The organism is Pseudomonas sp. BP01 (assembly GCF_022760795.1).
Taxonomy (GTDB): domain Bacteria; phylum Pseudomonadota; class Gammaproteobacteria; order Pseudomonadales; family Pseudomonadaceae; genus Aquipseudomonas; species Aquipseudomonas putida_Q.
This window is the reverse complement of record NZ_JAFBKA010000010.1, coordinates 104,247-125,029: the sequence shown is the minus strand read 5'-3', so window position 1 is coordinate 125,029 and position 20,783 is coordinate 104,247. Positions and strand designations below refer to the sequence as shown.

Here is a 20,783-nt window from a genome sequence, read left to right as displayed (position 1 = left end):
TCGAAAAGGCATGACATGACGTCGATCCGCCAGTTGCGTTACTTCGTGGCAATCGCCGAGTGCGGCAGTTTCAGCGCTGCCGCCGAACGGCTGTACATCGCTCAGTCGGCGCTTAGCCGGCAGATCAAGGAGCTGGAGCAACAACTGGGGACGCCGCTGTTCGAGCGCACCGCGCGCCTGCCACGTCTGACACTGGCCGGCGAAGCCTTTCTTGAACGGGCGCGGCGCTTGCTGGCCGACCTGGCACAGGCCGAGCGGGTAACCCGCGACATTGGCGAGGGGCTGCAAGGCAGTCTGCGCCTGAACCATTCCAGTACCGTGCCACTGACCGGCACGCTGCTGGCTCGCCTGGGCAACTACCTGAAAGACAACCCGGGGGTTTCGCTGGAAATTGCTCAACAGTCTTCGGAGGCACAGCTGGAAGATATTGCTGCCGGGCGGCTGGATATCGGCCTGCTGCGCTTGCCGGTGCTACGCCAGCATGAAGGTGTGGTGCTGCATGACCTGCTCAGCGAGCCCTTGTTGCTGGCGGTTGCTGCCGGGCACCCTTTAGCCAGCACGCCGCGGGTGAAACTGAAGCAGTTGAGGGAAGAACGCTTTATTTCCATCCCCCACCGGGACCGTGGCGGGCTGAGTTACCTGTCGGCTTCGCTGTGCATGGAAGCAGGCTTTTTCCCGCAAGCAGCGCAGGTGCTGTCGCGCAAGACCACGCAGTTGCAGCTGATTCAGGCGGGCTTCGGGGTGGCGCTGTTGCCGCAGTGCATGCGCGAGATTGCGCCGGTATCGGTTAGCTTCGTGGCGCTGGAGGGTGATTGCCAGAGCACCGTGGCACTGGCCTGTCGTCGCGATGCGGGGCAGTTGGCCAGGCAATTCGTGACAGCCATGCAGGCTTGAAGCGGCAACACCCAGCCGTTGTAGGAGCGGCCTTGCGTCGCGAAGGGCTGCAAAGCAGCCCCGGCAATAGATGCGGCGAAACTGATAACCTGGGACCGCCTTGCGGTCCTTTCGCGACGCAAGGCCGCTCCTACAGGGACCGCGAAATATCCCGGATCAGGGCCGGGACAGACAACCGGGGCCGATGTCCTTTATGATGCCCGCCATGATCAAAGACCCCTTCGAACGACTCGGCCTGGACCGTGAGGTCCTTACCGTCAGCCAACTAAATGGCCGCGCCCGCGTGCTGCTGGAAGACGTGTTCCGCAGCGTCTGGGTGGAAGGCGAAATTTCCAACCTCGCCCGTCCGGCGTCCGGCCACATGTACTTCACCCTCAAGGACAGCGGCGCCCAGGTGCGCTGTGCGCTGTTCCGGCAGAACGCCACGCGGGTGCGCCAGGCCCTGCGCGACGGCCTGGCTGTGCGGGTACGCGGCAAGGTTTCGCTGTTCGAAGGGCGTGGCGATTACCAGCTGATTCTCGACACCGTCGAGCCGGCCGGGGACGGCGCACTGCGCCTGGCCTTCGAGGCGCTGAAGGAAAAGCTCAGTGCCGAGGGGCTGTTCAGCACCGAACGCAAAAAACCGCTACCGGCCCACCCTCAGCGTATCGGCATCATCAGCTCGCCTACCGGCGCTGTAATCCGCGACATCATCAGCGTGTTCGGCCGCCGCGCCCCACAGGTGGAACTGAACCTGATTCCCACGGCGGTACAGGGCCGCGAAGCCATCGCGCAGATCGTGCGCGCCATTCGCCTGGCCGACAGCCTTGGTTTCGATGCGCTGATCCTGGCCCGTGGTGGTGGTTCGCTGGAAGACCTGTGGTGCTTCAACGAAGAAGCTGTGGCCCGTGCCGTGGCCGCCTGCGTTACCCCTATCGTCAGCGCCGTGGGCCATGAAACCGATGTGTCGATCAGCGACTTCGTCGCCGACGTACGCGCCCCCACGCCGTCTGCCGCCGCCGAGTTGCTGGCCCCCGACAACAGTGGCTTGCAGCAACGACTGGACGGCCTGCAGCGGCGCCTGCTGCTGCGCATGCAGAACCGCCTGACCCATGACCGGCTGCGCCTGGAGTCACTGACCCGGCGCCTGCGCCACCCGGGCGAACGCCTGCGCCAGCAGGCCCAGCGCCTGGACGACCTGGACATGCGCCTGCGCCGCGCCTTCATGCTCAGCCTCAACCAGCGCCGCGAGCGCCTGGCACGCATGGACACCCGCCTGGCCGCGCAGCACCCGGGGCGCAACCTGAAGTTGCTGAGCCAGCGCCTCGACAGCCTGGCCGAGCGCCTGCCACGGGCCATGCGCGAGGTGTTGAAAGACCGTCGCCAACGCTTCCAGGCCCAGCTGCAAACCCTGCAAGTGGTCAGCCCCCTGGCTACCCTCGCCCGCGGCTACAGCATCTTGCTGGACGACCAGGGCCAGGCCATTCGCAGCGCCGAACAGACCCGCAATGGCCAGCGCCTGACCGCGCGCCTGAACGAAGGCGAACTGCAGGTGCGGGTCGAAGACAACCACCTGACCCCGGTCACCCTCTCATTACTGGACTGACACATGCCCCGCCTGCTCGCGCCCCTGCTCGCCCTCTCCCTCGTGCTGCTCGCCGGCGGCGCCCAGGCCAGCTATATCACCCGCACACTGAACAAGCCGGTGCCTGGTGGCGTGGCGGTGGTTGACCTGGGCCCCGCCGCCAGCGCGCCCAGCGCCCGTTTCGACGGCAAGCCGGTGCTGGTGGTGAAGGAGCAAGACAACTGGCTGGCCATCGTCGGCATCCCGCTGACCCAGAAGCCCGGTACAGCCGTGCTGAGCCAGGACGGCCGGACCCTGCCCTTCAGCGTCGGGAGCAAGAAGTACCCTGAACAGCGCATCACCCTGAAGAACACTCGCCAGGTGAATCCGAACCCGGCCGACCTCAAGCGCATCGACCGCGAACTGGCCGAGCAGATCAAGGCCTACCGTAGCTTCAGCCCTACCCTGCCGAGCAACCTGATCCTCGACAAGCCGGTCAACGGCCCGTTGTCGAGCAAATTCGGCGTGCGCCGCTTCTTCAACGGTGAGGAGCGCAACCCGCATGCCGGGCTGGACTTCGCGGTGCCGGCGGGCACACCGATCAAGACACCGGCCAATGGCAAGGTGATTCTGGTGGGGGACTACTTCTTCAACGGCCGCACGGTGTTCGTCGACCATGGGCAGGGCTTTATCAGCATGTTCTGCCACATGTCGAAGATCGATGTGCAGGTGGGGCAATCACTGCGCCGTGGCGAGGTGGTCGGGCGCGTGGGCTCGACCGGGCGGGCAACCGGGCCGCACATGCACTGGAACGTCAGCCTGAATGATGCGCGGGTGGACCCGGCGATTTTCATTGGTGCGTTTCAACCCTGAAGCTGCGGCGCCTGCTTCGCGGGCATGCCCCCTCCCACAGACACTGCGCCGTACCTGTGGGAGCGGGCAAGCCCGCGAAGAGGCCAGCACTGTCAGCACCCATACCACTGGGTTGCGCCATCGAAATATACCGCGCAAAAATAAAGAAACACTCAGCCAATTACAGCCATAAAATCTCGCCCATTAACGTTTTTTAAGCATTCCTCTCAATTTTTCCTGAACACTTGCCATCCCTCACCTCTCTGGTTAGGGTTGAAGGCATGAAAACCTTCAGCACCCTCATCCTGCTCCGACAACATCGCAGCCTCTGCCTGGTCAGCGCCCGACTACCAGGCTGAATCGCGTCGCCTCGCCTCTTCATCTCGTTATCGCTCGGCAGGCCCGATCTCGGCCGCACACAAAAGGATTGCTTCCATGTCCATGCTCAAAGACCCTTCGAAGAAGTACCGCGCCTTCCCGACCATCGACCTGCCCGACCGTACCTGGCCGTCGAAGACCATCACCGCCGCGCCGATCTGGTGCAGCTCCGACCTGCGTGATGGCAACCAGTCGCTGATCGAGCCGATGGATTCGGAGAAGAAACTGCGCTTCTGGAAGACCCTGGTGCAGGTAGGCGTGAAGGAAATCGAAGCGTCGTTCCCGTCTGCCTCGCAGACCGATTTCGACTTCGTGCGTACCCTGATCGAAGACGGCCACATCCCTGACGACACCACCATCCAGGTGCTCACCCAGGCCCGTGAAGACCTGATCGCCCGCACCTTCGAGTCGCTGCGCGGTGCGAAAAAGGCCATCGTCCACCTGTACAACGCCACCAGCCCGTCGTTCCGACGCATTGTCTTCAACCAGGACAAGCAGGGCGTGAAGGACATCGCGGTAAACGCGGCCAAGCTGTTCGTCAAGTACGCTGCCCAGCAGCCGGAAACCCAGTGGACCTTCCAGTACTCGCCAGAAACCTTCAGCGCCACTGAAATGGAGTTCGCCAAGGAAGTCTGCGACGCGGTTATCGAGGTGTGGAACCCGACGCCTGAGCACAAGATCATCCTCAACCTGCCGGCCACCGTGGAAGTGTCCACGCCAAACATTTACGCCGACCAGATCGAATGGTTCTGCCGCAATGTCAGCCGCCGCGACAGCGTGATCATCAGCCTGCACTGCCACAACGACCGTGGCACCGGCATCGCCGCCACCGAGCTGGGCCTGATGGCCGGCGCCGACCGTGCCGAAGGCTGCCTGTTCGGCAACGGCGAGCGTACCGGTAACGTAGACCTGGTGACCCTGGCGCTGAACCTCTATACCCAAGGCATCGACCCGTTGCTGGATTTCTCCGACATCGACGGCGTGCGCAAGGTGGTCGAAGAGTGCAACCAGCTGCCGGTGCACCCACGCCACCCGTACGTGGGCGACCTGGTCCACACCGCGTTCTCCGGCTCGCACCAGGACGCCATCCGCAAGGGCTTCGCCAAGCAACAGGAAGGCGAACGGTGGGAAGTGCCGTACCTGCCGATCGACCCGGCCGACATCGGCCGCAGCTACGAGGCGGTGATTCGCGTCAACAGCCAGTCGGGTAAAGGCGGCATCACCTACCTGCTCGAGCAGGAATACGGCATCAGCCTGCCACGCCGCATGCAGATCGAGTTCAGCCAGGTGGTGCAGGGTGAAACCGACCGTCTGGGCCTGGAGATGACCGCCCAGCAGATCTACAGCCTGCTGCATAAGGAATACCTCCAGGCCAACGCGCCGTACGCACTGGTCAGCCACCGCCTGCAGGAAGAGAACGGCCACAGCGCCGTGGAAGTGGAAGTTGCCGGTGAAGGCGAAACCACCCTGCACTGGCGCGGCAAGGGCAATGGCGCCCTGGAAGCCCTGGTAGCCGGCCTGCCGATCTCGGTGGAAATCATGGACTACAACGAGCACGCCATTGGCGCAGGTACCAATGCCAAGGCCGCTGCCTACATTGAACTGCGTGTGGCCGGTGGCCGCCCGGTGCATGGCGTGGGCATCGATGAAAACATCACCACGGCCAGCTTCAAGGCACTGTTCAGTGCATTGAACCGCTCGCTGAGCCAGCAGGATGCCAAGGCAGCCTGAGCCGACCTGCAATAAAAATCCCGCATCTTGTGCGGGATTTTTTTGGCCGATGCCGCCCTTTCAGGCAAACAATACTCAGTAGCGCGAGCCAGGCTTATGGTAGGCATTCGGATAGAACAGCCAGTGGCCGCTATTGTCCGAAGCCTTGTAATTTTCCATCAGCACAGCCTTCTGGATTTCATGCCAACCCAGCGGCGAGATCGAGGAATCGCTTGCGACCGGCACGACGGTATCGGTTGCTATGGAGGTGAGGAAGCACAAGTCTTCCCGCCCGCTTCCATCCGTGGCCACTTGGGAATACTGGAACATGCTTTCAAGATGGCCTGCCGATGTCGCCTTGTGCGCAAACACCATGTGCACTTGATAGAAGTTATAAACGCCCGGCCCCTGTATCTCATAGGACTCCGTACGCTTGTTGGACCCATGAACGCCTTCGGTATAGCTGTTAGAGAGCTTTACCCCTCCAGCGCCTAACAGCACGAATCCACTGCCTACAGAAAGCTCGGCCTCCGTCGTATGGCTAACTGACGAGCTGAATCCCTCCGTGATTTCAACGGCGTGAGTGTATTTGGTGGCGCTCGGAATACGCACCGTCTGCACATGCTCCAGGTAGGCAAACACCGGTACGCTGTAGGTCCCCCAGTTCTGATTCCAGATATACATGTCCCCATATATGGTCCTGCCTCGCACCCAGCAACCGGGATTAAGCACCTGTCCGGTTTCGCCCAGCAAATAGTTGTCAATTTCGTAACTACCGCGCTTCTCCGGCATATAGCCAATCTGCTGGAACATTTTTGTATCGATCATACTCACACACTCCTGCCATTGACGTTTGGTTGAGACCGTCAACTTTAGGAACAACAGTGCTTGCAGCGAAGCATGAAGCGGTTCCTTGTCAGCACCCGCTTCAGGCAAAAAAAAGGGGCGCCGACCAAGCGCCCCATAAGCCGTAAAGCACACAACAAATTCAGTGGGTGTCCAGCAGCGCGATCGCCTCGGCACTGCACGCTTCGATCCGCGCCCAATCGCCGTTCTTTATCCAGCTACTGTCGAGCATCCAGGTGCCACCCACGCACATCACATTGGGTAAGGCCATGTAGTTACGCACGTTGGCCGGGTTCACACCGCCGGTTGGGCAAAAGCGAATATCGCCGAACGGGCCACCAAAGGCCTTGATCGCAGCTACGCCGCCGCTTATTTCCGCCGGGAACAACTTGAACCGGCGGTAGCCCAAGGCGTAGCCCATCATGATTTCGGATGGCGTGCTGATGCCTGGCAGCAGCGGGATTTCACTGTCCACGCCTGCCTCTAGAATGTCCTGGGTAATGCCCGGGGTGACGACAAACTGTGCGCCGGCGGCTTCGACAGCGGCGAACATGCTGCGATCAAGCACGGTACCGGCCCCTACACACAACTCTGGGCGCTGCTCACGCAGCACCTGAATGGCTTTGAGCCCATGCTGCGAACGCAGGGTCACTTCCAGGGTACGGATGCCGCCGGCGGCCAGTGCATCGGCCAGCGGCAGGATGTCTTCCTCACGGGCGATGGTGATGACCGGCAGGATGCGCGCCTTTTCGCAGATGGCGTCGATCCTGGCGGCTTTGGCGGCCATCGAGAGCTTTGGCTGTGGGCGTTCGAGGGTGGTCATGACAGTGGATCCTTGGCTCATGGGCACCAGTAGATGTCCAGGGGGTCGTGAAGAAAAGCGCGAATCGGCATTTCAGTAAGGTCGTTGCCCGCCAGCGCGGCGCGCAGGGTAGCGAGTTTGCCCGGCCCTTGCACGGACAGCGCTGTGAAGGTGGCGCTGGCCAGCAGCGAACGGGTCATCGACAGGCGTTGGTGCGGCACGCTCGGCGCCAGCAATGGCAGGCAGCGACGCGGGTTGGCCAGGTCCAGGCCTGCTTCCAGGTTGGGGCTGGCGGGGAACAGCGAGGCGGTATGGCCATCGTCACCCATGCCCAGCACCAGTACATCGATTGGCGGCAGTGCGAGCAGAGCCTGGTCGGCCTTGCCAGCAGCGGCATCGAGGTTTTCTGCCTGCTGGTACAGGCCGACAAAGCGGGCCTCGGCCGCCGCGCCCTTGAGCAGGTGGCGGGCCAACAGGCCTGCGTTGCTGTCAGCGTGCTCTACCGGCACCCACCGCTCATCGGCCAGGCTGACGGTGACCTTGGCCCAGTCCAGGTTTTCACTGGCCAGCTTCTCAAGGAATGGCACCGGGCTACGGCCACCAGACAGCACCACGCAGGCCTGGCCCTTGGCAGCAATCGCTGCACGAAGGCGCTCGGCCACATCATGGGCCAGCGTTGCAGCCAGCACCTTGGCGTCCGCCAGGTCGTGAACCTTTACGGCTGCCGGCAACTTCAGTTCAGATATCCCCATACCACGCCCTCCCATCGCGTGTGATCAATGCAATCGAGCTCATCGGCCCCCAGGAGCCCGCCGCGTAAGGCTTGGGCGCATCGCCTGCATTACGCCAGCCGGCGATCAACTGGTCGCACCACTTCCAGGCATATTCGATTTCGTCCTTGCGCACGAACAGGTTCTGGTTGCCACGCATCACTTCGAGCAACAGGCGCTCGTAGGCATCCGGAATCCGCGTGCTGCGCCAGGTGTCAGAAAAATTGAGCTGCAACGGGCCGCTGCGCAGCTGCATGCCTTTGTCCAGGCCCTGCTCTTTGGTCATCACCCGTAAAGAAATGCCTTCGTCCGGTTGCAGGCGAATGATCAGCTTGTTACCGATTTGCAAACGCTGTTCCGGGGCGAAGATGTAGTGCGGCGTTTCCTTGAAGTGGATGACGATCTGCGACAGCTTCTGCGGCATGCGCTTGCCGGTACGCAGGTAGAACGGCACGCCCGACCAGCGCCAGTTGCGGATATCGGCACGCAGGGCGACGAAGGTTTCGGTGTCGCTGCGGGCGTTGGCATTGTCCTCTTCCAGGTAACCCGGCACCGGCTTGCCCTCGCTGTAGCCGGCAATATACTGACCGCGCACCACTTGGGTGCTCAGCCCCTCGCCCGTGATCGGTGCCAGGGCTTTGAGCACCTTCACCTTCTCGTCACGAATGGCATCGGCGGACAGCTCGCTAGGCGGGTCCATGGCGATCAGGCACAGCAGCTGCAGCAGATGGTTCTGGATCATGTCGCGCAGCTGGCCGGCCTTGTCGAAGTAGCCCCAGCGGCCTTCGATACCGACCTTTTCGGCGACGGTGATCTCCACGTGGGAGATGGAATTCTGGTTCCACTGGGTTTCGAACAGGCTATTGGCGAAGCGCAGGGCAATCAGGTTCTGCACCGTCTCCTTGCCCAGATAATGGTCGATACGGTACACCCGGTTTTCGGGGAAGAACCGCGCCACGGCATCGTTGACCCGTCGCGACGACTCCAGGTCGTGGCCGATGGGCTTTTCCAGCACCACCCGGGTACGCGGGGCCAGCCCGGCCTTGTCGAGGTTTTCGCAGATGGCCCCGTATACCGCTGCTGCCGTAGCGAAGTAGGCGATCAGCGGCAGTTCGCCGGGCAACTGCTCGGCCAAGGCCTGGTAGCCCTCAGGTTCCAGGAAATCCAGGTGCTGGTAGCTCAACCGGGCCAGGAAGCGGCCCAGTGCTGCAGGCTCGATATCGGCCTCGGGCACATGGCGGCGCAGGTGGACTTCGATGCTGTTCAGGTGCTCCTGCGCACTGCCTGCCTCGCGGGCCAGCGCCATCAGGCGCGTGTCGGGGTGCAGCAGGTTAGCCCGGTCGAGCTGGTAGAGCGCAGGAAACAGCTTGCGCAATGCCAGGTCGCCAAGGGCGCCAAAGAGGGCAAATGTGCAAGGTTCGACACTGATTGCAGCCATGATGTAGGTTCTTTCCTAAAGTTGGTCTAGGAATACCGCTTTCACATACGGTTTTCAAGGGATAATGTAGTAAAAACCACAACATTACACACAAGTATTACAGACAAGTGGTGCGCCACCCGCACCGACAGTACGATAGACGACCGTGCAAAAAGCCTGCTGCTTCGTCAGCCGGCTGTCTTCCCGACCCAAGGACACACCCATGGACCGCGTGCGAAACCTCCTGGAACAGATCCAGGGACGCCTCGACGAGCTGAACAAGGCCGAACGCAAAGTCGCCGAAGTCATCCTGCTCAACCCGCAACAAGCCACCCGTTTCAGCATTGCTGCACTGGCCCAGGCGGCCAAGGTCAGCGAACCGACCGTCAACCGCTTCTGCCGCTCGTTCGGCGTCAGCGGCTACCCCGAACTCAAGCTGCAGTTGGCGCAGAGCCTGGCCAGCGGCGCCGCCTACGTCAGCCGCGCGGTAGAGGCCGACGATGACCCGGCAGCCTACACCCAGAAGATCTTCGCCAGCGCCATCGCCTCCCTCGACGGCGCCTGCCAGCTACTGGACCCGCAGCAGGTCAGCCGTGCCGTGGACATGATGATCCAGGCCCGGCAGATCCATTTCTTCGGCCTGGGCGCCTCGGCCCCGGTGGCCCTGGATGCGCAGCACAAGTTCTTCCGCTTCAACCTGGCGGTATCGGCCCACGCCGATGTGCTGATGCAGCGCATGCTGGCCTCGGTGGCCCACACCGGCGACCTGTTCGTGATCATTTCCTACACCGGGCGCACACGCGAACTGGTCGAAGTGGCCCGCCTGGCCCGTGAAAACGGCGCCTCGGTGCTGGGCCTGACCGCTGCCGGCTCGCCGCTGGCCAACGCCTGCAGCCTGAGCCTGCACATTCCGTTGCCGGAAGACACCGACATCTACATGCCGATGACCTCGCGAATCATCCAGCTGACCGTGCTCGATGTGCTGGCCACCGGCATGACCCTGCGCCGTGGCGTCGACTTCCAGCCGCACCTGCGCAAGATCAAGGAAAGCCTGAACGCCAGCCGCTACCCGATCGAGGACGACGAACTCAACTGAGCCGGTGCGCCTGCAGCCGCAGGTGGGCACGCTGCCCCGGCGCCAGGCTCAAGCCCTCGCCACTGCCGCTGGCGGCCTCGACGCAGACAAAGCGCTGGCTTTCACGGCCAGTTACGCCCATCAACGGTCGGTTGCCCGGGTGCCAGACCACGGTGTCGTCGCTGTCACCCGTGTCTATGCACAGCTCGCGCTGCCAGGCCGGGTCCTGCAACTGTACCCGCGGGGTGCCCGGGTAGACCTTCTGGCAGCCACCCTTGAGCTTGAGCGCGCCATCCTCACGGCAGGCCTGGCGGTTGAGGCGGTCGTAACCTTCGATATCCTCCAACCCAGACAGCGCTATCTCGGACACGTCACTGATCCGCCAATAGGCCAACAGTGCATGGCTCAGCTGGCAAGGTTCGCTGTCCTGGTGCTCGGTGCTCAGGCTCAGCTCCATACGGCTGCCCAGCCTTGCGTGCAGGTCGACCTGCCAGTCGCACAGGTCCAGGCGCCACTTCAGGGTCACGCCCTCCTCGTCTTCGCGGCTGTCCACCAGCTTCCAGTCCAGCAGGCGCGCCCAGCCGTGGGCCGGCCACAGGTCCTCGCTGGGGTGACGGCCATACCACGGCCAGCACACCGGCACGCCGCCACGGATCGCCCCCACCTGCGGCCACTGCTCGGCGCACCACAGCCACGGCCGCTCACCTGCCGGTTGAAAGTGCAGCAACTGCGCGCCCTGGCGGCTGAAGACCGCTTGGCAACGGGGGTGATCGATGATCAGCACATCGCGCTGCTGGTAACGCTCCCACTCGAATGTCGGCCTTGGCCGCTGCGAGGCAAAGAAGCGATGGAGCGGATGTTCGGGCATGGTTCAGAGCTCTTGTTGTTTGAGATAGCGCTGTCTCGGCCTATCCCCGACAACCACTGCAGGCCAGTGGGTGCCGGGGAACCGAAAAGGGATTGGCGTAAATTTACAACAAATGGCCTCAGAATGACGACTGAATCTTCAAGCCTGCGACCAGCGCGTTGTCCACTTCATCCACCCCGCCCGGGCTCTTGATGAACTGCAGGTTAGGCCGCACGGTCAGCCAGTTGGTGACGTGGAAGCCGTAGTAGAGCTCGGCGTTGTACTCGGTGCGTTGCAGCGGCACGAAGCCTGGGTTGTCGTAATCGTTGATACCACTCTGGGCGTTGAGCAGTTCGGCGCGTTTCTTCACGTCGTCATTCACATGAATACGCGCCACACCGAAGCCGATGTCATCCTTGGGCCGGGCGTCGAAGGCACCTTTGTAGACCAGCCCCACCTGCTGGTAATTGTCGACCACGTTGGTAGCCTTGTCGTGCACGGTGAAGTTGGCGAACAGGCTGAGGCCGCGGTTGACGTCGCCACCATGAGCCGTGACCTGCTGCTGCGCCACTACCCACCAGCCATGCTTGCTGGAATGCGACTTGAAGGCCCCGCCAGTCAGCGCCTGCGGGTTGCCATTGACGTCGTCGAACACATCGTCGGCCTTGGCCGTGCTGTAGTAGTAGCCCAGGCGGTACTCGCCCGGCAGGTCGTTGACCTTGGGCGACCACACCGCCTCCACCGGCAGGATCGCCCCCTTGGTGCCGCTGCCGCTGAGCTTGAAGCCGTTGCCGGTTTCCAGGTTGGAGGGGTTCTGCTCGAAGGCGCCGACCTGTACGAAGAATTCCGGGGTGATGTTGTATTTCACCCGCAGCGCCCACTGGCTGACCGGCCAGTTGTACCAGATGCCGCCCACCCAGTTGCCCACCTGAGAGCCGCAGAAGGCCAGGTTCTGGAAGTCGCAAGGGAAGCTGTTGAAGTCCTCGCCCTCGCCGAAGCGGCCGAATTTGACGTCCAGGGCACCGTCGAAATACTTCTGCTTGAACCACATCTGGGTCAGACGCCAGGTCTGTCCTCGGCCCCACACTTCCTGCACCGAGCTGAACTGCCCGGCGCGCGGGTCGCTGATACGGTCGTTGGACAGGTTGCGGCCGCTGCGCTCGGTGATCGCCAACTTGAACTCAGCATCGTGCCAACCAAAGATCTTCTGCAGGTCCAGGTGTGCACCAAGGGCAAACTGGTCGCTGTAGCGTGCAGTCTTGTCGTCGTTGTAGCCACCGTGCAGGTTGCCGGCTACCTCGCCGACGTAGTCGAGGGTGAAGTCGTAACCCTTCTCCAGCAACTCGGTACGGGTGCCGCCCCAATCACCGGTCATCCACTTCGATTCGCTGGAAAAAGCCTCGGCAGCCTGCGCGCCGCTGCTGCCGACAACGGCGAGCAAAGCCAGCGAGCCCAATGTCCTGATACGTTTGCGCTGTTCCATCCCTATGCGTCCTCTTTTTTCTTATTGATGGTGTAGACGAGTCAACGGCCTTTGAAGTGAGCCACGTTGTCCTTTACCGCAGCACCCGTGCTGGCCAGGTGTAGGCGCTCGCCCGTGCTGGCATCGAACAGCAGCACCCGGGCCGGGTCCAATTGCAGGTCAAGGGTGTCACCGACCCGGCACGCCACATCGGGCGCCAGGCGGCAGCACACCTTGGTCTGGTTGAGCGTGACGAACACCAGCAGGTCCGGCCCGGTGGGTTCGGTTACCTGCACCTCGGCGCGGATGCCCGGCAGGCCGTTGCCCTCGGCGGCGCCCAGGGCGATCTGCTCGGGGCGGATGCCAAGGATGAGGTCGCGGCCTTCAAGCTCGCCATCGGCTACCCCCAAGGGCAGCTCGCAGCGCGCCTGGCCACTGTCCAGCACGGCCAGCAGGCGCCCGTCCTGTTGCGTGAGGCGTACCGGGATGAAGTTCATCGGCGGCGAACCGATGAAGCTGGCGACAAACTGGTTGGCCGGGTCGTTGTAGATCTGCTGCGGGGTGCCGAACTGCTGAATGATGCCGTCCTTCATCACGGCCACCTTGTCACCCAGGGTCATGGCCTCGATCTGGTCATGGGTGACGTACACGGTGGTGGTCTTCAGGCGCTGGTGCATCAGTTTCATTTCGGTGCGCATCTCGACCCGCAGCTTGGCATCGAGGTTGGACAGCGGCTCATCGAACAGGTAGATCTTTGGCCGCCGCGCCAGCGCCCGGCCCATGGCTACCCGTTGCTGCTGGCCACCGGACAGTTGTGCCGGCTTGCGCGCCAGCAGGTGCTCGATTTGCAGCAGCTTGGCCACCCGCGCCACTTCTTCGTCGATCGCGGCCTGGGGCAGCTTGCGGATCTTCAGGCCAAACTCGATGTTCTCGCGCACGCTCATGGTCGGGTACAGCGCGTAGGACTGGAACACCATGGCGATGTCACGGTCCTTGGGGCTCATACCGCTGACGTCCTGCTCGTCGATGAGGATCGCCCCACCGGTGATCTGCTCCAGGCCGGCGATGCAGTTCATCAGGGTGGATTTGCCACAACCGGAGGGGCCAACCAGGATCAGGAACTCGCCATCTTTGATCGACAGCTGGATGTCCTTGAGGGTGTCCGGCAGGCCGCTGCCGTAGGTCTTGTTCACATTGCGAAGTTCGAGCGTAGCCATGACTTACCCCTTGACCGCGCCGGCCGTCAGCCCGCGCACGAAATATTTGCCTGCCACCACGTAGACCAGCAGGGTTGGCAGGCCGGCGATCATCGCTGCCGCCATGTCGACGTTGTATTCCTTGGCCCCGGTGCTGGTATTGACCAGGTTGTTCAGGGCCACGGTGATCGGTTGCGAATCACCGCTGGAAAACACCACGCCGAACAGGAAGTCGTTCCAGATCTGGGTGAACTGCCAGATCAGGCAGACCATGATGATGGGCGTGGACATCGGCAGGATGATGCGCCGGAAGATGGTGAAGAACCCGGCACCGTCCAGGCGCGCGGCCTTGACCAGTGCATCGGGGATGCTCACGTAGAAGTTGCGGAAAAACAGCGTGGTGAAGGCCAGGCCATAGACCACGTGCACCAGCACCAGGCCGCCGGTGGTGCTGGCCAGGCCCAGCTTGCCGAGGGTGAAGGAAGCCGGCAGCAGCACGGTCTGGAATGGCAGGAAGCAGCCGAACAGCAGCAGGCCGAAGAACAGCTGCGAGCCGCGAAAGCGCCACATCGACAGCACATAGCCGTTCAGCGCGCCAAGGGTGGTGGAGATCAGCACCGCTGGCACGGTGATCATGATCGAGTTCCAGAAGTAACCGCTGACCGTGCCCCAGGCCTTGACCCAGCCAATGCCGGTAATCACCGCCGGCCAGCTCAGCAGGTTGCCGGTGCTGATGTCTTCGGGGGTCTTGAAGCTGGTCAGCAGCATCACCACCAGCGGCACCAGGTACAACAGCACAGCGATCAGCAACACCGCGTGGATGGCGATGCGGCTGAGGCTGAGCGCCGGTTTGTCGACAGGGCTATGCATGGCGTTTGCTCCGCAGCTCCGAGTACAGGTAAGGCACGAGGATCGCCAGGATCGCCCCGAGCATGAGGATGGCGCTGGCCGAGCCCATGCCCATCTGGCCGCGGCTGAAGGTGAACGAGTACATGAACATTGCCGGCAGGTCGGACGAGTAGCCCGGGCCACCGGCAGTCATCGCCGCCACCAGGTCGAAGCTCTTGATGGCAATGTGCGAGAGGATCATCAGTGCACTGAAGAACACCGGGCGCAGGCTGGGCAGCACCACGGTCCAGTAGATGCGCGGCAGGCTGGCGCCATCCATCTGCGCCGCACGGATGATCGACGGGTCGACACCACGCAGGCCGGCCAGGAACATTGCCATGATGAAGCCCGAAGCCTGCCATACGGCAGCGATCACCAGGCAATACACCACCCGGTCGGGGTCGATCAGCCAGTCCAGGCGAAAGCCCTCCCAGCCCCAGTCGCGCAACAGTTTGTCCAGGCCCATGCCGGGGTTGAGCAGCCACTTCCAGGCGGTGCCGGTGACGATCATCGACAACGCCATGGGGTACAGGTAAATGGTGCGGATGAAGCCCTCACGGCGGATGCGCTGGTCCAGCAGCACCGCCAGCAATACGCCGATGGCCAGGCTGATGGCGATGAACAGGCCACCGAACAGCAGCAGGTTCTTGCTCGCCACCCACCAGCGGTCGTTGTCGAACAGCCGGGCGTATTGCGCAAGGCCCGCCCATTTGTAGGTGGGCAGAAAGGTCGAGGTGGTGAAGGACAGCACGAAGGTCCAGAGGATGTAGCCGTAGAAGCCCACCAGGACGATGAACATGCTGGGTGCCAGCACCAGCTTGGGCAGCCAGCGCTGAAGCGCGTCCAGGGGTGAGGCCCGCAGTTGGGCGGTAGACGTGGTCATGGTTCACCTCAAAGGTACCGCACTCCCCTGTAGGAGCGGCCTTGCGTCGCGATGGGCTGCGCAGCAGCCCCAACGGACCCAAGGTCAACACCTACCGGGAAGATCGAGTGCGCAGGTTCTGGGGCTGCTGCGCAGCCCATCGCGACGCAAGGCCGCTCCTACAACGGGGATCGCGTCCGCTTTACTGGGCAGCCTTGATCGCCGCTGCCAGCTTTTTCGCTGCATCGGCCGGGTCGGCCTTGGGGTCGTTGATGTAGTTGGTCACCACATCGAAGAAGGCGCCCTGCACGGCCAGGGTGGTGGCCATGTTGTGCGCCATGCTCGGCTGCAGGCCGCCATTCTTGGCGTCGGCCAGGAAGTCCTTGGCGGAGGTCTGCGCGCACGCATCGAAGCCATACTGGCCCATGTTGGCGAGCATGTCGTTGCGTACCGGGATCGAGCCCTTGTTGCTGCTGAATACCTTCTGGAAGTCCTCACCCAGCACCTTGCGGGCAATGTCCTGCTGGCCGGCAGACGTGCCCGCGTTGTTCTGCTTGAACACCACCAGCGAGTCGATGTTGTAGAGGAAGGCATTTTCGGTACCGGGGAACGGCACACACTGGTAATCCTTGCCGGCGGTTTTCTTGGCCAAGGTCCATTCGCTCTTGGCCCAGTCGCCCATGATCTGCATGCCGGCCTTGCCGTTGATGACCTTGGCCGCTTCCAGGTTCCAGTCCTGGCCTTTGCCATCCGGGTCCATGTAGGTGGCGACCTTCTTCAGTTCGGTCAGCGCCTTGACCATGTCAGGGCCGGTCAGGGCGGCGTTGTCGAGGTCGACCATGGCCTTCTTGTAGCCGTCTGCCCCCATTACCGACAGCACCACACTTTCGAATACCGTGCTGTCCTGCCACGGCTGACCGCCATGGGCGAGCGGGATGAAGCCGGCGGCCTTGAGCTTGTCGGCAGCAGCGTAGAATTCGTCGAGGGTGGCGGGCGCCTTGTCGATGCCAGCTTTCTTGAAGACTTCGGGGTTGATCCACAGCCAGTTGATGCGGTGGATGTTGACCGGCACGGCCACATAGTCACCGTCGTACTTAACGGTGTCGGCGACCTTCTTGTCGAGCAATGCGTCCCACTTTTCTTCCTTGGCCACATCCTTGAGCACATCGGCGTCGAGCAGGCCGGTGGCCGCCCAGTCCTGGATATCTGGCCCTTTGATCTGCGCGACACCCGGCGGGTTGCCGGCTACGGCGCGGCTCTTGAGCACGGTCATGGCCGTGGCACCGCCACCGCCAGCGACGGCGCCATCCTTCCAGATAAAGCCGTCTTTCTCGACCTGGGCCTTGAGCACGTCAACGGCCGCTTTTTCACCACCGGAGGTCCACCAGTGCACCACCTCGACACTGCCTTTGGGTTCGGCAGCCAGGGCACTGAGCGGGAGCAATGAAGCCAGGGAAATTGCGGCAGCGAGACGGAGCGTGGGAATCATCGAAGCACCTTTCTTGTTGTTATGCCGTGCAAGTCGGTCGCTTGCGTTGCATGGAGTCTAAACAGCGTGCCCGCCTCGCCAGGTAACGAAGCGATGCGTGAATGTCATCGTCTGGTTACATTGCCTGCCAGGTTGCTGGCCAGGCTGGGGGCCAGCGGCAAACCTGGCAGCAGCAGCGCCTGGTAGGCGTGATAGAGGTCGGGCTTGCCCGGCCAGAGGGTCCCGGCCGGCTGGTTGTGGGCATCGAGTTCGTGGTGCCAGCTGCCACCGACGTTGTCGATAAAGTGGCTGGCGATGAAATCCCAGCAGGTGCGGTACCACTGCTCGTACTGCGCCTCACCGGTGCGCTGCAACAGGGCCGCTGCGCCAGCGCAGGCCTCGGCGAGCACCCAGTGCAGGCGCGCATGCACCACGGGCTGCCCGGCCCAGTCCAGGGTGTAGACGAAACCGGGCGCGCCATCGACCTTCCAGGCCTGCTGGCAGGCTGCGTCGAACAGTGCACGGGCACTCTCCGCCAGCCACTGCGGGGCCTGCAGGCCGGCCCGTTCGAGGCTGGCTTCCAGGTGCAGCAGCAGCCGCGCCCATTCCAGGGCATGCCCAGGCGTGGTGCCATAAGGCCGGAAGTGGTCGGCCGGATGCTCAAGGTTGTAGTGCGGCAGTGGCTGCCAGAGGGCGTCGAAATGCTCGATGACCCGGTAGCCGTTGGCAGCAGCATGGGTACGGATGATGCGCTCGGCAATACGCAAGGCGCGCTTGAGCCACAGGCTGTTGCCGGTGACGTCTGCCAAGGCCAGAAAGGCCTCGGTCGCGTGCATGTTGCTGTTGGCGCCACGGTACGGCTCGGGCAGTTGCCAGGCGCGGGAGAAGGTTTCCCGCAGGGCGCCTTCTTCTTCGCTCCAGAAATGCGCTTCGATCACATGGATTGCGTCGGCCAACAGCGCGGGGGCGTCGACAGCGCCCGCCACCACTGCCGAGCTGGCGGCCAGTGCAACGAAGGCATGCAGATAAGCCGCCTTGCCGCTATCGTCGTGGCCACCGGGGTGGGCGAACCAACCGCCGTAGGCGGCATCCTGCATGGCACCGCGCAAAGCGGCCACGCCGTGTGCCGCGTAGTCCAGGCAACCGGGTATGCCCTGCAGGTGAGCCAGGGCGAAGCAGTGGGTCATGCGAGCAGTGTTCATGGTTTCGGCACGGGCGTCGGGGGCTAACTGCCCCTTGGCATCCAGGTTGCCGAAGCCGTCGGGCAGTTTCGCGGCCTTGGCGAAGGCCAGCAGGCGCTGTGCTTCGGCCATGCGCCAGGCGGCGTGGGCCGGGGCGTTGAGCCAGCTGGTGGAAGGCAGGTTGGGGGTGTTCATGGGCCAGCTTGATCCTTGCCAGTCATCTGCGAAGTCTAGTCAGCCGGGTTGGCCGGGGTGTCACGAAGGGAGATGGGTTTGTCACTATGCAGTGACATTTGACTCGCCTGTGCCGGCCTCTTCGCGGGTAAACCCGCTCCCACAGAACCCCACACACTTCGAAGCTATTGCAAAACCCTGTGGGAGCGGGTTCACCCACGAAGAGGCCGGTGCAGGCAACACGACAGCTCAGTCCATGCCCCGCGGTAGATACAGGGTCACCCGCAACCCGCCTTCGCGCAGGTTCAGCAAGCTCACCTCGCCCCCATGGCTGTGGGCAATGTTGCGCGCAATACCCAACCCCAGCCCATAGCCCTGCTGCTGTCCGGCCAGGCGGAAATGCGGCTCGAACACTTGCTCCAGCTGCTGCTGCGGTACGCCCGGCCCCTGGTCGTCCACCTGCAGCACAAAGCCCTCGGCACTGTCGATGATGCGCAGCCGCGCCTGCGCGCCGTACTTGATGGCATTGTCGATCAGGTTGCCGATGCAGCGCCGCAGCGCCAGCGGCTTGCCTGGGTAAGGCGCCTGCGCACGGCCATCGACGGTGATACGGCCATCACGCAGATAAGGCTCTGCCAGAATCTCCAGCACCTGGTTGAGGTCGACCGGCTCTATGTTCTCGTGGATATCGGTGTCCTTCACGCACTGCAGCGCACCTTTCACCAGCAGCTCCAGCTCGTCCAGGTCCTGGCTGAACTTGGCCTGCAGGCGCTCGTCCTCCAGCAGTTCGACACGCAGCCGCAAGCGTGTGATCGGCGTGCGCAGGTCGTGGGAGATGGCGCTGAACAGCTGGCTGCGTTCGGTCAGGTAGCGGCTGATGCGCTCACGCATGCTGTTGAATGCCCGGCTTACTTCGACCACTTCGCTACCACCACCTTCAGCCACCGGCGCTACATCGGCGCCCAGCGACATCTCTCGCGCAGCGCGCGCCAGGCGCTTGAGTGGCCAGCTCTGCCAGTGCACCAGCAAACCGATGAACAACAGCAGCAAGGCGGTGGTGAGCACGATGAAACCGATCTGTTGCCGTGGCAGGCGTTCGGCCTCAAGGCTGGTATAGGGCTCGGGCAACAGCGAGGCAATGTACAGCCACTCGTCCTCGCCCAGGCGGATCTGCGTCACCAGCACGGGCGGGTTGAGCGGCTCCAGGGTTAGTGAGTAATGCGCCCAGGAGCGTGGCAGCTCGTCGAGTTTCAGGCCGCTGTTGAAAATGCGCAGGTCGTCAGGCCCGACGAACTCGACGGAAATGTCCATCTGCGAACCCAGGCGCTCGTGCAGCACCTGCTGGAACACATCGATCACCGCCTGCTTGCGTGGGGTAATGGGCAGCACCGACATGTCCAGCGGCTTGGCGTTGAGCGAGACGAAAAAGCGCGTGCCGCCCATGCTGCGCAACTGGTCGAGCACCATGGGCCGATAGGCTACCGGCAGCGAGCGGAAGTAACTGACACTGGCGCTCATCGAATGGGCCAGGCTGCTGGCGCTGGCGCGCAGGCCCTGCAGCTGGCTGGCACGCAACTGGGCCACCCAGATGATGCTCGACAAGCCTTGGGCCAGCAGCACCACCAGCAGGGTCAGCAGCAGCATGCGCCCCAGCAGCGAGCGCGGCAGCAGGCGCCAGCGCCGTTCAGGGCGCACTGCAGACATGCGCCGCCAACAGGTAGCCGCTGCCGCGTACCGTGCGGATCAGCCGGGGGGGCTTGTCGGTATCGCGCAGTCGCTGACGCAGGCGGCTTACCGCCATGTCGACGATACGGTCCAGCGGCATCGGCTCGCGACCACGGGTGGCGTTGCCGATGGTGTCGCGGTCAAGAATCTGCTGCGGATGGTCGAGGAACAGTTTGAGCAGGGCGAAGTCGGCGCCGGACAGAATCACCTCTTCGCCGTCGTGGTGGAACAGACGGTGGCTGACCGTGTCCAGGCGCCAGTCGTCGAAGGCCAGCACGGCACTGCCCGGCGCCGACTGGCCGAATTCGGCGCGGCGCAGCAGGGCCTTGATCCTTGCTTGCAGTTCCCGAGGGCTGAAGGGTTTGCCGAGGTAGTCGTCGGCGCCCAGCTCCAGGCCAATGACCCGGTCGGCTTCGTCGGAGCTGGCGGTGAGCATGATGATCGGCACGCGTGCCTGGCGCGGGTGCTGGCGCACCCAGCGGCACAGGCTGAAGCCGTCTTCGTCGGGCAGCATGACGTCGAGAATGACCAGGTCGCAGGGGGTGGTTTCCAGGGCGCGGCGAAAGCCCTTTCCATCGGCTTCGGCATGCACCTGGAAGCCGGAGCGGCTCAGGTAGGTTTGCAGCAGTTCGCGGATTTCCTGGTCGTCGTCGACCATCAGGATCGATTTGCCGGCAGTGCTCAAGGTGGTCC

18 protein-coding genes are annotated in these 20,783 nt (G+C 63.2%); 5 read left to right on the top strand and 13 right to left on the bottom strand.

From position 1 onward, the window contains the following. The first annotated feature begins 15 nt into the window (after positions 1 to 15). The 4 genes from JOY50_RS11485 to leuA all read left to right on the top strand — a co-directional run bounded on the left by JOY50_RS11485 (position 16) and on the right by leuA (position 5,398). Entirely contained in the window at positions 16 to 894 is an 879-nt protein-coding gene (locus JOY50_RS11485) for a LysR substrate-binding domain-containing protein (RefSeq protein WP_138737506.1), read from the top strand. Between the two features lie 205 nt (positions 895 to 1,099). Then, entirely contained in the window at positions 1,100 to 2,479 is a 1,380-nt protein-coding gene (gene xseA / locus JOY50_RS11480) for an exodeoxyribonuclease VII large subunit (protein WP_132843864.1), read from the top strand. A gap of 3 nt (positions 2,480 to 2,482) precedes the next feature. Beyond that, positions 2,483 to 3,310, top strand: coding sequence for a M23 family metallopeptidase (locus JOY50_RS11475; RefSeq protein WP_019471486.1), 828 nt, complete (start codon positions 2,483 to 2,485; stop codon positions 3,308 to 3,310). A gap of 414 nt (positions 3,311 to 3,724) precedes the next feature. Beyond that, positions 3,725 to 5,398, top strand: a complete 1,674-nt coding sequence (leuA, locus tag JOY50_RS11470; RefSeq protein WP_132843867.1) for a 2-isopropylmalate synthase — start codon at positions 3,725 to 3,727, stop codon at positions 5,396 to 5,398. Between the two features lie 75 nt (positions 5,399 to 5,473). Here the strand turns inward: leuA and JOY50_RS11465 are convergent, their stop codons facing one another. The 4 genes from JOY50_RS11465 to zwf all read right to left on the bottom strand — a co-directional run bounded on the left by JOY50_RS11465 (position 5,474) and on the right by zwf (position 9,233). Next, positions 5,474 to 6,205 (bottom strand): monalysin family beta-barrel pore-forming toxin, encoded by a 732-nt coding sequence (locus JOY50_RS11465; RefSeq protein ID WP_243055192.1) that lies wholly within the window; start codon positions 6,203 to 6,205, stop codon positions 5,474 to 5,476. A gap of 160 nt (positions 6,206 to 6,365) precedes the next feature. Further along, positions 6,366 to 7,046 (bottom strand): bifunctional 4-hydroxy-2-oxoglutarate aldolase/2-dehydro-3-deoxy-phosphogluconate aldolase, encoded by a 681-nt coding sequence (locus JOY50_RS11460; protein ID WP_132843872.1) that lies wholly within the window; start codon positions 7,044 to 7,046, stop codon positions 6,366 to 6,368. Between the two features lie 17 nt (positions 7,047 to 7,063). Further along, positions 7,064 to 7,777 (bottom strand): 6-phosphogluconolactonase, encoded by a 714-nt coding sequence (gene pgl, locus JOY50_RS11455; protein ID WP_132843875.1) that lies wholly within the window; start codon positions 7,775 to 7,777, stop codon positions 7,064 to 7,066. Continuing rightward, a complete protein-coding gene (zwf, locus tag JOY50_RS11450; RefSeq protein ID WP_138737503.1) occupies positions 7,764 to 9,233 on the bottom strand; it encodes a glucose-6-phosphate dehydrogenase in 1,470 nt (489 codons plus the stop codon). The genes pgl and zwf overlap by 14 nt, the downstream gene beginning before the upstream one ends. 211 nt (positions 9,234 to 9,444) lie before the next feature. Between zwf and hexR the strand changes: the two genes are divergently transcribed. After that, positions 9,445 to 10,308, top strand: coding sequence for a DNA-binding transcriptional regulator HexR (gene hexR / locus JOY50_RS11445; RefSeq protein WP_172455959.1), 864 nt, complete (start codon positions 9,445 to 9,447; stop codon positions 10,306 to 10,308). Here hexR and JOY50_RS11440 read toward each other — a convergent pair. The 9 genes from JOY50_RS11440 to gltR all read right to left on the bottom strand — a co-directional run bounded on the left by JOY50_RS11440 (position 10,301) and on the right by gltR (position 20,775). Then, entirely contained in the window at positions 10,301 to 11,155 is an 855-nt protein-coding gene (locus JOY50_RS11440; protein WP_019471492.1) for a D-hexose-6-phosphate mutarotase, read from the bottom strand. The genes hexR and JOY50_RS11440 overlap by 8 nt on opposite strands. Before the next feature lie 118 nt (positions 11,156 to 11,273). Then, positions 11,274 to 12,617, bottom strand: a complete 1,344-nt coding sequence (locus JOY50_RS11435; RefSeq protein ID WP_138737502.1) for a carbohydrate porin — start codon at positions 12,615 to 12,617, stop codon at positions 11,274 to 11,276. A gap of 41 nt (positions 12,618 to 12,658) precedes the next feature. Next, positions 12,659 to 13,813, bottom strand: a complete 1,155-nt coding sequence (locus tag JOY50_RS11430; protein ID WP_132843881.1) for an ABC transporter ATP-binding protein — start codon at positions 13,811 to 13,813, stop codon at positions 12,659 to 12,661. Between the two features lie 3 nt (positions 13,814 to 13,816). Continuing rightward, positions 13,817 to 14,662 carry a carbohydrate ABC transporter permease gene (locus tag JOY50_RS11425; protein ID WP_132843883.1) on the bottom strand — a complete coding sequence of 282 codons (846 nt, stop codon included), beginning with the start codon at positions 14,660 to 14,662 and terminating at the stop codon, positions 13,817 to 13,819. Then, positions 14,655 to 15,563, bottom strand: a complete 909-nt coding sequence (locus JOY50_RS11420; RefSeq protein WP_132843886.1) for a carbohydrate ABC transporter permease — start codon at positions 15,561 to 15,563, stop codon at positions 14,655 to 14,657. Before JOY50_RS11420 ends, JOY50_RS11425 begins: the two co-directional genes overlap by 8 nt. A 181-nt stretch (positions 15,564 to 15,744) precedes the next feature. Next, entirely contained in the window at positions 15,745 to 17,031 is a 1,287-nt protein-coding gene (locus tag JOY50_RS11415) for an ABC transporter substrate-binding protein (RefSeq protein ID WP_132843889.1), read from the bottom strand. Positions 17,032 to 17,135: 104 nt separating this feature from the next. Beyond that, on the bottom strand, positions 17,136 to 18,386 hold the full coding sequence (locus JOY50_RS11410) for an AGE family epimerase/isomerase (protein WP_243055191.1): 1,251 nt from the start codon (positions 18,384 to 18,386) through the stop codon (positions 17,136 to 17,138). A 228-nt stretch (positions 18,387 to 18,614) separates the two neighbouring features. Continuing rightward, positions 18,615 to 20,069, bottom strand: a complete 1,455-nt coding sequence (locus tag JOY50_RS11405) for an ATP-binding protein (RefSeq protein ID WP_243055190.1) — start codon at positions 20,067 to 20,069, stop codon at positions 18,615 to 18,617. Then, positions 20,050 to 20,775, bottom strand: coding sequence for a two-component system response regulator GltR (gene gltR, locus JOY50_RS11400; RefSeq protein WP_132843898.1), 726 nt, complete (start codon positions 20,773 to 20,775; stop codon positions 20,050 to 20,052). Before gltR ends, JOY50_RS11405 begins: the two co-directional genes overlap by 20 nt. Positions 20,776 to 20,783: the final 8 nt, after the last annotated feature.